The organism is Halomonas sp. G11, assembly GCF_001663515.1.
Classification (GTDB): Bacteria; Pseudomonadota; Gammaproteobacteria; order Pseudomonadales; family Halomonadaceae; genus Vreelandella.
Genome location: NZ_LYXG01000005.1, coordinates 104693 through 116586, shown reverse-complemented (window position 1 = coordinate 116586; position 11894 = coordinate 104693). Strand labels below are relative to the sequence as shown.

The 11894-nt window shown below is 58.5% G+C and carries 13 protein-coding genes; 5 read left to right on the top strand and 8 right to left on the bottom strand.

Annotated elements, in window-relative coordinates; translation table 11 throughout:
- Nucleotides 1–264: 264 nt before the first annotated feature.
- Complete coding sequence (locus tag ADS46_RS03445; RefSeq protein WP_066316281.1) at nucleotides 265–567, bottom strand: hypothetical protein; 303 nt, start codon at nucleotides 565–567, stop codon at nucleotides 265–267.
- A gap of 68 nt (nucleotides 568–635) precedes the next feature.
- Nucleotides 636–1571, bottom strand: a complete 936-nt coding sequence (locus tag ADS46_RS03440) for an alpha/beta hydrolase (RefSeq protein ID WP_066316279.1) — start codon at nucleotides 1569–1571, stop codon at nucleotides 636–638.
- 116 nt (nucleotides 1572–1687) lie between these two features.
- Here ADS46_RS03440 and ADS46_RS03435 point away from each other — a divergent pair, with 116 nt between their 5' ends.
- The gene (locus tag ADS46_RS03435) at nucleotides 1688–2722 is read left to right on the top strand and encodes an acyltransferase family protein (RefSeq protein ID WP_066316278.1); all 1035 of its coding nucleotides are present in this window, start codon (nucleotides 1688–1690) and stop codon (nucleotides 2720–2722) included.
- On the opposite strand, the gene ADS46_RS03430 is transcribed toward ADS46_RS03435, so the two are convergent.
- Nucleotides 2719–3291 carry a hypothetical protein gene (locus tag ADS46_RS03430; protein ID WP_066316272.1) on the bottom strand — a complete coding sequence of 191 codons (573 nt, stop codon included), beginning with the start codon at nucleotides 3289–3291 and terminating at the stop codon, nucleotides 2719–2721. The genes ADS46_RS03435 and ADS46_RS03430 overlap by 4 nt on opposite strands.
- A gap of 540 nt (nucleotides 3292–3831) precedes the next feature.
- Here ADS46_RS03430 and glnA point away from each other — a divergent pair.
- The 4 genes from glnA (at nucleotide 3832) to ntrC (ending at nucleotide 8529) form a co-directional block, all read left to right on the top strand.
- The gene (gene glnA / locus ADS46_RS03425) at nucleotides 3832–5238 is read left to right on the top strand and encodes a glutamate--ammonia ligase (RefSeq protein WP_066316270.1); all 1407 of its coding nucleotides are present in this window, start codon (nucleotides 3832–3834) and stop codon (nucleotides 5236–5238) included.
- 80 nt (nucleotides 5239–5318) lie between these two features.
- Nucleotides 5319–5840 (top strand): DUF4124 domain-containing protein, encoded by a 522-nt coding sequence (locus ADS46_RS03420; RefSeq protein WP_082925966.1) that lies wholly within the window; start codon nucleotides 5319–5321, stop codon nucleotides 5838–5840.
- Between the two features lie 206 nt (nucleotides 5841–6046).
- On the top strand, nucleotides 6047–7105 hold the full coding sequence (gene glnL, locus ADS46_RS03415; RefSeq protein ID WP_066316302.1) for a nitrogen regulation protein NR(II): 1059 nt from the start codon (nucleotides 6047–6049) through the stop codon (nucleotides 7103–7105).
- A complete protein-coding gene (ntrC, locus tag ADS46_RS03410; RefSeq protein ID WP_066316268.1) occupies nucleotides 7102–8529 on the top strand; it encodes a nitrogen regulation protein NR(I) in 1428 nt (475 codons plus the stop codon). Before glnL ends, ntrC begins: the two co-directional genes overlap by 4 nt.
- Nucleotides 8530–8551: 22 nt before the next feature.
- Here the strand turns inward: ntrC and ADS46_RS18695 are convergent, their stop codons facing one another.
- From ADS46_RS18695 to ADS46_RS03390, 5 genes are all read right to left on the bottom strand, one after another.
- A complete protein-coding gene (locus ADS46_RS18695) occupies nucleotides 8552–8728 on the bottom strand; it encodes a DUF6435 family protein (RefSeq protein WP_156524465.1) in 177 nt (58 codons plus the stop codon).
- A gap of 70 nt (nucleotides 8729–8798) precedes the next feature.
- Nucleotides 8799–9347 carry a YqiA/YcfP family alpha/beta fold hydrolase gene (locus ADS46_RS03405; protein WP_066316267.1) on the bottom strand — a complete coding sequence of 183 codons (549 nt, stop codon included), beginning with the start codon at nucleotides 9345–9347 and terminating at the stop codon, nucleotides 8799–8801.
- Nucleotides 9348–9354: 7 nt separating this feature from the next.
- Nucleotides 9355–9486, bottom strand: a complete 132-nt coding sequence (locus ADS46_RS03400; RefSeq protein ID WP_066316266.1) for an entericidin A/B family lipoprotein — start codon at nucleotides 9484–9486, stop codon at nucleotides 9355–9357.
- Between the two features lie 698 nt (nucleotides 9487–10184).
- On the bottom strand, nucleotides 10185–10724 hold the full coding sequence (locus ADS46_RS03395; protein WP_066316263.1) for a phosphatase PAP2 family protein: 540 nt from the start codon (nucleotides 10722–10724) through the stop codon (nucleotides 10185–10187).
- A complete protein-coding gene (locus tag ADS46_RS03390) occupies nucleotides 10687–11850 on the bottom strand; it encodes a glycosyltransferase family 4 protein (RefSeq protein ID WP_066316262.1) in 1164 nt (387 codons plus the stop codon). Before ADS46_RS03390 ends, ADS46_RS03395 begins: the two co-directional genes overlap by 38 nt.
- Nucleotides 11851–11894: the final 44 nt, after the last annotated feature.

The window sequence follows — 11894 nt, the reverse complement described above, 5'->3', positions numbered from 1 at the left end:
ACTCAAGCGGCTAATGGGGGATGACCAATGCCGATCCCCGCACGGGCGGGGATGAACCGGATCTCGTTGGTATCTACCCGCCCGCTGTTGGCCGATCCCCGCACGGGCGGGGATGAACCGCGACAGCCTTTCTAAATTCAATATCGAAAAATCCGATCCCCGCACGGGCGGGGATGAACCGCAACTCTATGACCCCAACACCGGAGAAGTGGTCCGATCCCCGCACTAGCCGGATAAAGGTAATGCTTGATCGCGTGAATAGATTCACTCCTCCGGACTCGGCTCCATAGCGCGTTTGTCATCGGGGAGGAGGACGATGTCGCCTTTGTGGAGCTTGCCGTGGCTGTCCAGGCGTTGGCCCTGGGGGCCAATGATTGCTACCACCGGGCCGATGCTGACCGCTTCGTCTTCCTGGTAGCTTTGCACGTCGACTCGAACCGAGCAGCCCTGGTAGCGGGCTGAGAGAATGTCGCCGATATGCGGTCTGGCGTCGTGGTTGGGGTCCTGGGCGTAGTGGTGCGCGACGCTGGCGCTGCCTGGCATATCCCATTCAATGTGCCGATGCATAGAAAACTCCTTCTTCGTGGTGCGTTGCAAGCGACATAGATAAATATCGTTATATTAGCGTAGCTTACTTATTCGCTACTTTCGCCCTGGTTAGGCTGCCCGACATGCTGAAACATGAAGTTAAGCGCCGCGGGCAGGCTGGCCCGCCAGACTTTCCAGGTGTGGCCGCCGGGATAAAGGTCCATATGCACCGAGGTGGGCTGAATCTTTTCCATGGCTTGGCGCAACTGGCGGGCGTGAAACTCGGCGTCATAGACGTCACTGCGCCCTGCGCTGATATACATGGGAACGTGAGGCACATCGCTACGTTCTGCCATGGGGCGAGGCGTCACTTTGATGCGGTAGTCCTCGAGGTGCGCGGTGTAGTTCAACTGCTGCCAGAGCTGGCGGTCGAACTCGCCCTGTTCATCAAGAAAGGCAGGGTGACGGTGGGCCGAGGAGTTGCCGGGCGGAAAAGGTGTATAGCTCGCGGGGCTGAGCGCGGCGACGGCCGCGAAAAGGTCTGGGCGTTCCAGGGCGAAGTTAACCGCGCCAAAACCGCCGGCCGAGAGCCCGCCCACGCCGCGCATCGAGCGCTCGTCGCCCACGCGGTAGTGCTCTTCCACATGAGGCATGAGGTCGTTGAAAAAGGCACTGCGGGCCGCGCCGTTATGGCCGTCGACCCACCAGCTGCGGCTGCCGGGCATGATGAAGACGCTGGGCGGAATGTGCCCGGCGCGAATCAGCCGGTCAGCAGTCTGCTGCAAATTACCCTTGGCCAGCCAGTCGCGTTCGTTACCGAACGAGCCGTGCAATAGGTAAACCACGGGGTAGACCGTATCGCTGTTTTCAGCATAACCACCAGGCAGGTAAACCGTGTAGGGGTAGGGGGCACCAAGCGTCGGTGAATCGAAGTGATGCCGCTCCACGCTGCTGGCGAGAGCGGTTGAAGTGGCCGCCAACAGGCCCGCGAATAAACCGAACAGGCTGATGAACGCGAACCGCCAAAGGGGGCGTTTCCTCATGAGCACCTCATCTGTCGGGAATTATCGTGTTCTGACGGGGTCGGACAGCACACGGAGTGGGATGTTCAAAGCGCTTAGGCGTTAGCGTAGCGCAACACAACGTGGCGGGAGGGTTCATGCAGAAAGTGGAAGAGATCTTTTGGCTTAGAGCGTACGGCTGTATAGCCGTTTTTTTATTCCACTTGATGGATCAGGTTAACAACTACGTCGACAATCTCGTCACCGATTTCATGCGCATTCCCATGGTGTTGGGGACGCCGATTTTCCTGTTTATTTCAGTCTTTGTATTCGCCGTTCGCTACGATAAAGCGGTACCTGATGGGTTTATACGCCAGCGGGTTAAATACGTCATGCTGCCGTATTTCGTGTATGGATTTATCTATTCAACGGCGGAGTGGGCAACCAGGTGGGCAGAAGGCGATCCGGTCAACTTCTGGGCCAATGCGGTTGAGTATTTTGTTTATGCAGGCTGGCACGGTTACTTCCTGATCATTGCTATGCAGTTTTATGTGGGCTATTGGCTGTTTACCCGCTTGCGTCTCTGGCGGGTCAATCCGGTGCCGTGGTTCTGGCTGTCCTGCTTGATCAGCATGGCTTACTGGGGAACGGCGTATTGGCAGGGCGTCGACCCGCCGGGGTATCTGCTCTGGGTGGCGCCGCTGGGCTGGCTGTATCTGTTTTTCCTGGCGTTGGTGCTCGTGCGTTACTACCCGCTGGCGCCTGATGGCGACAAGGCTCAGCGACCGATGTGGATGAAGTACCTGGCTCACCCGGCCTGCCTGGGCCTGTTTGTGCTGGGGCTTTGCGTGGCAACGCTTGCCCACCTGCCGGAGTTCACCTCGAAAGAGGTCTGGGTCATTCCGTTCTTTGTGCTGTTTACCCTTTGCGCGACGCGTCAACTGAAAGGCTATACCGCGCCGAATTGGGTCCGCCAGATCAATGTGTATTCGTTTGGTATCTATCTGGCGCATCCGATGTTTTTCATCGCCACCGATCTGCTCATCGCACCGTTATCGCTGCCCATCGTGGTGTACGCCGTGATTCTTGCGTTGGTGAGCATGACCGGCTGCATCGTGCTAAGCAAAGTGGTCAATACGTCCCGAATCGGGTCGATGATGTTTGGCAAGCAATTGAATGTGGCAGTGCGCTAGGCGGCCCCTGGGGAGGCGGTGTCGTTGCTGGTCAGAGTGTGGATGCGGGTCGGGCAGGCGTGCAGTCGCTGGAGGAAATCGTGTAGAGCGCTGCGGTCGAGGTCGGGGTCGAATCCCCCCAGGCGCTCTAACCAGGTTCGTCGGACCGCTATGTAGGGCGGCGATTGTAGCGCCGTGGCCAAAAAGCGTTGTAACAGCCGTGCGGGCAGGGTGGGCTCACTGGAGCCGAGTACGACGGCATCCACGGCGTAGCTATCCAGCATGGGGAGCATCGCCGCCCATAGGGTGACCGGCAAGGCCGTGGCGTGCAGGGCAAATACCAGCCATTCGGCCTGGCTGGCGGCCGCCGCATGGTTAAGACGTGCCCCGAGCGCGGTACCTGGCAGGGTGGCGCATTGTGCGTCGAAGCGTTGCGCTATCTGCGTTAGCCGGGGGTCGTCATTCTGGCTGGTCACCTTGAGCGTGCAAATGGTGTGGATGTCGGCAGTGGCTTGGTAAATGGTGTAAAGGTGGCGAGGCAATTGGGCACCCGTTACGCAGGTGTCAACAATAAAGCAGACCGACTTCATGGGGTGCCCTCCGGCCTATGTACGTAGTTTTTTGCTTATTGTAACTAATTGTGTTGAAAAGTTTAATATAGTATCTACTGCTTGGCGCGCAAGCAAATTATGCGAGGGGGCCAGGCTTTATTGTTGTTCGCACCAAGATTGTGCAAAAAGCCGTGTTTTTGTTCTTTATTGGTGCATAGAGAAGCCTTGTTGGGCCGTGTATTGGCAGTCACGCGTGAAATGCAACATGAAGTGGCACAAAACTGATTTTAAAAAGTATTTAAAAACAAAAAGTTGCTATTTATTTATGCCATATTGGTGCAGAAGTGGCACGCAATCTGCATTACCCACGACAGCGGCTATGTAGGTCATAGGCAACTCGCCTTGCGGCGTGCTACAACATTAGCCGGTTTCTATCGCTAGACGTTCTGTTGATTGCAACGGACAAACGTTGAGTGAATAAGCAAGGCAGGCGTGCCATGATGCACGCGACATGTCGAACAACATTTACTGGTAGCTTACTGTCATTAGCTTTAAGCCACGCTCATACCGGAGGACACTATGTCAGCCAAGACTCTCGCGCTAATCGAAGAGCATGATGTTAAGTGGGTAGACCTGCGTTTCACCGACACCCGCGGTAAAGAGCAGCACGTGACCGTGCCCGCCCGCGATGTCGACGAAGAGTTTTTCGAAAACGGTCAGATGTTCGATGGTTCGTCCATCAACGGCTGGAAGGGCATCAACGAATCCGACATGATTCTGCGTCCGGAAGACGGTACTGCCTATCTTGACCCCTTCACCGAAGATGCCACCCTGGTGCTCCGCTGCGACATCATCGAGCCGGCCACCATGCAGGGCTATGACCGTGACCCACGCTCCATTGCCAAGCGCGCTGAGGCGTACCTGCAGTCAACCGGTCTGGGTGACACGGCTTTCTTCGGCCCTGAGCCCGAATTCTTCATCTTTGACGAAGTCCACTGGAAATCCGACATCCAGGGCGCCATGTACAAGATCACCTCTGAAGAAGGTGCATGGGCCACGGACAGCCAGGTAGAAGGCGGCAACCTGGGTCACCGCCCGCGTGTCAAGGGCGGTTACTTCCCGGTTCCGCCGGTCGACAGCTTCCACGATATCCGCGGTGCCATGTGTAACACCCTGGAAGCGATCGGTCAGTCGGTAGAAGTTCACCACCACGAGGTGTCCAACGCCGGTCAGAACGAAATCGGCGTGAAATTCAACACGCTGGTGAAGAAAGCCGACGAAGTCCAGGAAATGAAGTACGTTATCCACAACGTAGCGCATGCCTATGGCAAAACGGCCACCTTCATGCCGAAGCCGCTGGTAGGCGATAACGGCTCGGGCATGCACGTTCACCAGTCGTTCTGGAAAGACGGTGCCAACCAGTTCGCGGGTGATGAGTACGCGGGTCTTTCTGAAATGGCGCTGTACTACATTGGCGGCATTATCAAGCACGCCCGTGCCCTGAATGCCTTTACCAACGCCTCGACCAACTCGTACAAGCGTCTGGTACCTGGTTTCGAGGCCCCGGTCATGCTGGCCTACAGTGCCCGTAACCGTTCGGCGTCCATCCGTATCCCGTATACCGCCAGCCCGAAAGGCAAGCGTGTTGAAACCCGCTTCCCTGACCCGACGGCCAACCCGTACCTGGCCTTTGCGGCCATGCTGATGGCCGGTATCGACGGCATCAAGAACAAGATCCATCCTGGCGATGCCATGGACAAGAACCTGTACGACCTGCCGCCGGAAGAAGGCAAGGCCGTGCCGACCGTGGCGAGCAGCCTGGATCAGGCGCTGGAAGCGCTGGACACCGACCGTGCCTTCCTCACCGAAGGCGGCGTGTTCACCGACGAAATGATCGATGCCTACATCGAGCTCAAGATGGAAGACGTGGAGCGTATTCGCATGACCACGCACCCGGTCGAGTTTGATATGTACTATAGCTGCTAAGAACAGCTGCTAATCTCACCTATGTGGTGCAGATAAGCCTAAACCCCGCCACGGCGGGGTTTTTTTGTTAAGGGGGGCATATGTCGCGTAAGGCGTTAGTGGCGCAGGCAAAAGGCTGGGGCATGGGCCTGGTGCTGGTCGCATGGGGGGATATCACGGTTGCATCGTCCACCGTCTATCGAGTGGTCGATGAACACGGCAATGTCACCTTTTCCGACACCCCGAGCGAAGGCGGCGAAGCGCTTGAGCTGGCGCCGCTGCCGGGGCTGCCAAGCGAGTACGCGAAGGCGCCCGAGGCACCGCCTGCGGCCCCTGGCCAGCCCTTCATGCCTTACGACCGCTTCCAGATTCGCTCGCCAAGCGCTGGTGCCGAGGTGGGGGCCGCCACGCCGGTCATGCTCAGTATTGTGCCGCGGTTACGCGATGATCATCGGGTGCAGCTGCGGGTGAATGGCGAACTCAGCCAGTCGGCGCTGCACAGCGATGTGTTCTGGCTGGCGAACTTGCCCGCCGGTCGGCATCGGCTTCAGGCTGAGTTGTTGGATAGCCAGGGGCGGCGGCAGCACCGCACAACCGCGGTGACGATTGTGGTGGCAGAATAGCGCTAATGCGCCATTATGGTGCATGCGATGGCTGGAAGCGTCGATGGTCTGCGCTAAAACGGCTCGCCATGCACCGCCACACGGCGCAAGTGACGTGCAAATCAGCGCGCTGGCGCATTTGGCGCGCTTTTTGCAGTTCTCTCTACATCTTTCCAGCGGAAGGTTGACCCAAGATAATGGACGAGGCGACTTTGCAAGACACCACCATGCACCAGCGTTTACTTGAACACCTCACCACGGCGGTGCTGCTGCTGGACGGCCGCCTCAATGTGCGCTGGATGAACCCTGCCGCCGAGGCGTTGTTTGCCGTGAGTCTGAGCCGAGTAAAGGGGATGAGCCTTGACGGAATGCTGGGCGGTGATGAAAGCATCGACGAAGTGCTGGCCAAGGCACGCGACGCCTTTCATCCCTTTACCCAACGCGAGGCGCGCATTACGCCGCTGAACAGCGATCCGCTCACCGTCGACTATACAGTGACACCGCTCTCTGACATGGAGCTGCTGCTGGAAGTGGAGCCCCGCGACCGGCTGATGCAGATTTCCCGCGAGGAAGCGCTCACCACCCGCCAGGAAACCATCAAGGTACTGGCCCGTGGCCTTGCTCACGAAGTCAAAAACCCGCTGGGCGGTATCCGCGGCGCGGCGCAGTTGCTGGAGCGCGACCTGGATAACCCGGCGTTGCGTGAATTTACCCATATCATCGTCCAGGAAGTGGACCGGCTACGGGACATGGTGGATTCCATGCTGGGGCCCAACTACATCGTCAAGCACGAGCCGGTCAATATTCACAAGGTGCTCGAACGCGTGCGTTCATTGCTGATCGCCGAGCACCCCTGGGTGGATATTCAGCGCGATTACGATCCCAGCCTGCCGGAGCTGTTCGGCGATGAAGCACAGATGATCCAGGCGGTACTGAACGTGGCCCGTAATGCGGTTCAGGCCATGGGCGATGCCGAGACGCCGACGCCGACCCTGGTACTGCGCACGCGCGCGCGCCGCCAGTTTACGCTGGGGGCCGAGCGTCATCGTCTGGTCAGCGAGGTGGGCATTATCGACAACGGTCCGGGCATTCCCGGCACCCTGCAGGAAACCCTGTTTTACCCGATGGTCTCGGGCCGTGCCGAAGGCAGCGGACTGGGACTGTCGATCGCCCAATCAATTTTGCACCAACATCAAGGGCTGATCGAATGCGACTCACGCCCGGGGCGCACCGAATTTCGTTTATTGATTCCCTTGGTTATTAATGTCACCGGAGAAGCGTCATGACAGAGCCTGCCCGTAATGATGTTGCGCGGGTCGTCATTGTTGACGATGACCGTGCGATTCGCTGGGTACTTGAACGTGCGCTGGCGCAACCCGACCTCGAGGTTGAATGTATCGAGCGTGCCGACACGGCCCTTTCCCGCTTGCTTGAGAGTCCGCCGGATGTCCTGGTTACCGATATTCGCATGCCGGGGATCGATGGGCTGGACCTGATGGCCCGGGTACGCGAGGCCCACCCCGACTTGCCGGTCATCGTGATGACCGCGCACTCGGACCTGGACAGTGCAGTGGCGTCCTATCAGGGCGGTGCCTTCGAGTATCTGCCCAAGCCGTTTGACGTTGATGAGGCGCTGGCGCTGGTACGTCGTGCCATTGCCCATGCTCGCGAACGCCAGCGCCCGGTCACGGTACCGGAGGGGCTCAACGCTGAAATTATCGGTGAAGCCCCTGCCATGCAGGAAGTATTCCGGGCGATCGGACGGCTATCCCACTCGCACATCACCGTGCTGATCAACGGTGAGTCGGGGACCGGTAAAGAACGTGTTGCCGAGGCGCTGCATCAGCACAGCCCGCGCCAGGGCAAGCCGTTCATCGCGCTGAACATGGCGGCGATTCCCCGGGACTTGATCGAGTCCGAGCTGTTCGGCCATGAGAAAGGGGCCTTTACCGGTGCAACCTCGCAGCGTCAGGGGCGCTTTGAACAGGCCAATGGCGGTACGCTGTTTCTGGATGAAATTGGCGACATGCCAGCGGAAACCCAGACGCGCCTGCTGCGCGTACTGGCCGACGGCGAGTTCTACCGCGTGGGGGGGCATACCCCGACCAAGGTCGACGTGCGGATTATCGCGGCCACCCACCAGAACCTTGAATCCCTGGTCGACGACGGGCGCTTCCGGGAAGACTTGTTTCACCGCCTGAACGTCATTCGCATCCACTTGCCGAAGCTGGCCGAGCGGCGTGAGGATATCCCCAGGCTGACGAGTCATTTTCTGGCCGAAGCGGCCAAAGAGTTGTCCACGGATGTGAAGGTGCTGACCCCCGAAGCGGAAGCGCATCTGACCCGCCTGCCCTGGCCGGGTAATGTTCGCCAGTTGGAAAACATCTGCCGCTGGCTGACGGTGATGGCCTCGGGGCGAGAAGTGCTGGTGGAGGATTTGCCAGCAGAGCTGCGCTCACCCAGCGCCTCGGAGTCCAGCGCCCACGGCGATTGGCGCAGCGCTTTTCGCGACTGGGCAGATCACGCCTTGGCGGAAGGCCATACCCATCTGCTGGAAGAGGCGGTGCCGGACTTTGAGCGCATCTTGATAGAAACCGCACTCAAGCATACCGGCGGACGTAAGGGCGAGGCGGCAGAGCTGTTGGGTTGGGGGCGCAATACGCTGACCCGCAAACTGAAGACGCTGTTACCCGCGCTGGCGGACGAATAGCTGAAACGACCACCAGGGTTTGCTACTGGTCTGCTTTTTTAAGGCGCTCTATTTCAGCGAGCAGCGCATCGGCTTCTTCCGTCAAGGTGGCGTTCGCTCGCATGTCACCGTTGCGGGAAGCTTCCATGGCGGCTTGCAGCTTGCGTTCGTAGTCTTGCTGTAGCTTCTTTTTAGGGTCGCGCTTGAAAAGGCCAAACATGGACGCTCTCCTTCTGTGTGTACATTGTTTGTACACCTTTGGGGAGTGTTTGTCTAATGCTGCGAGACCTTTAACGGCGTGAACAGGCGATCGAGCGGGCGTGCAATACGGCGCTGCATCGCATCAGGAAGGCGTCGAAGTCGCTGAGCAGGGTATCAAGGCTTTCGTGGAGGCGATGATCGTCATCCAGCATGCGCAGTGACAGCTGCTGACGTTCGGCCCAGTCAATGACAGGGCGAGGTGGGATCACATCATCCTGCCAGCCGTGAATGACGTGAGTGCAGCTGGCTTGGAGCGTGGGGGCGGTTTCCGGATAATGCGGAAGCCCGATGGCCGGGGCCAATAAAAAGCAGCCCAACACGGGCTGCTGCGAACTGACCGCTGCGCTCAGCCAGCCGCCCAGGCTTGAACCGGCAAAAACGCAGCGTTCAGGGTCATCTCCCCGGGTCTCCAGCGTCGCCAGCAGGTGCTGAAGGCGCTGTTGCGGGTCGGGCTGGTCACGGTAATCCATCACCACGGCCTCACAGTCGTCGAGCTTTTCGGCAATGCCTTTCAGCGCCTGCATTTTCAGCGCCCCGGGGCCGCTTTCCAGGCCGTGTGACAGGTAGACCGTTAGCATAACCGTGTTAACTCGCTGATTGCTGGATGGCTTCTCCACCCTGCTCGATGTCTTCACCCGCACCGCGGATGGTGTTGCAGCCGCTCACGAGGAGCAGGACAGTGGTGCATAGAATGGCAATGGCCGTGACGCGTTTCATGGAAGCCTCCTTACTCAGGTAGATCGTGATATCAGCTAGATTAGCAAAGGTTTGCCGTTTAGCCACACCGCCAGTATGTACCTCTTTTGTCATATCACCATGCTGTTTTGTCGCATGTGCCATTACGCTACATGTTTTCTGTGCCATCGGCGCGATGAGTGGCCCATGTCGCCATAAGTTAAGTGCATGATTTAAATAAATTTTGTATTTTTTAAAGCCTGGTTGGCCTGATGTCTGCTCCATTAGCATTACATGCGAAATGTCATGGATGCTTTTTTATTCGCATGGATAAACCTCACTGTTATCAACGTCAAGGCAGTTGGTCAGTGGTGTTAAACAGGAAATTGGAAAGTTGTATTGGAAAGTCGTATTGGAAAGCTGTTACGCAGGAAGGTTGCTCTCGTGTTGGAAGGTAATAGGAAGGTAGTCATCAGCTAGAAGGTAATGGGTAGGAAGGTACAGCAGTCGAAACGTCAGTAGTTGAAAGGTAAAGCGGGTCAGGGGAGTGTCGCAGCAGTAAAAGGAAGGCAGGAAGCCAATTGATAATGGATGGAACATTCAAAGGAATGGGCACTCCCCGCTTTAGCGTAAGGATGCGCTAAACATCAGCGTCATGGAATGGCGACGATGCGAAATTACCACCTTGTTCCGGCGAGGTGGTTTTTTTGCGTCTGGACGATCACCCATCGCTTGACTGGCTAGCCCATCAGGTAAAGGCTGAGCAGCGCAAAGCCATAGCCCATGGCACCCCCGGCGATAACATCGCTTGTGTAGTGCAGCCCCAGGCCAACCCGGGAGATCGCAATCAGCATCGCCAAGGGGATGACCACAGGCAATAACCAAGGGGTGTGAGCGGCGACCAAGACGCTGAACATCACGGCGTGCATGGTATGTCCGCTGGGGAAGCTATAGCGATCCCGGGCCGGTGCGTTGCACTGAATACCGTTGCGATAAGTAATATACGGCCGCTCACGGCACAGGCGGGTTTTCACCAACCGGTAAATGGCGATGGCGATGATGGCAATCAGGGTGTACTGCAGCATTCGCCAGGCACCGTCAGGCTGAAGCCAGGGTTGCGCCAGGATCAGCAGCACCCAGACCGGCCAATCACCCAACCGGCTGGCGGCCTGGAGGGTCAGTCGCCAGGGCCGGTAGAGCGACAGGCGCGACACGCGTTGGCAAAACTGCCATTCCAGCAAATCAAGACGATCGAATACGACGAGGGGACGGGGTCGCATGATAAGCCTCCTGGGCCTTTAGAAGATAATCAAGAAACTGCCGGGCAATGCCCGCCCAGCTCTGCTCGAGGGCTTTCAGCCGGGCGAGCCGACTGTACTTGGCATAGTCTGCCGGGTGTTGGCATAGCGTCACCGCCGCCTGACAAAAGGCCGCAGCGTCGTTGATGGGGACGGTAATGCCGTTGTAGCCGCTCTGGATCAGCTCGGCGCTGGCCGCGTGCCGATAGGCGACCACGGCGAGCCCGCTGGCCATGGCCTCACTGACCACGTTGCCCCAGGTTTCGGAAAGCGAGGGGAAGATGAACAGGTCGGCGCTTGCGTAATGCCGGGCAAGCGCGTCGGGATCAATAAAACCGGTAAAATGCACATCCGGAAGCGCGCTTTCAAGCTGCGCCTTTGCAGGGCCATCGCCCACGATTACGTGGGCCATGTCGGGGCGGACGTTGCGCATGGCGTGATAGGTTTCCTGTAGCAACGCGAGGTTTTTCTCGGCGGCGAGCCGCCCGACATAAAGCGCCACTGGCTGATGGTCGCTCACCCCCCAGGCACGGCGTAATTCAGGGTCGCGATGGGCGGGTGAAAAACGCTCACCATCGATGCCGCGTGACATCACCGCGACGTCGTTGATGCCTTGCTGGCGAAGTTGACTGGCCTGAAGTTGGGTAGGCACCAGAGTTAAGCCGCAACCGTTATGGAAATAGCGCAAATAGCGGCGGGTGGCCGAGGCGAGCCAGGGAACGCCGTAATCGCCACAGTAGTGGTCGAAATTGGTGTGCCAGCCTGCCACCAGCGGAATGCCCATCTGGCGTGCCGCCAGGCGTGCCGACCAACCCAGCGGGCCTTGGGTGGCCAGGTAAATCACATCGGGGCGCTGGGCTTTCCAGAACTTGCGCAAGGTCGCGGGGCGGCAAAAGCCCACCTGTACGTCGCGGTAGCCCGGGATGGCAAAGCGCGGTACCTGCAGTTCGGCCAGTGCCTGAGGTGCCTTGGCGGCAAGCGGGGGCTTTGGCCGAATCACATCAATACGCACCTGATGGCGGTCAAGCTCGCGGCTAAGCCGACTCAAGGTGTGCGCGACACCATTGATTTCCGGTGCCCATGTTTCACTGACAATGCAAAGCCGCATGTGCGATCCGCCCTCTTGTCCATTTATGCAGAGTGTGGGCGGCA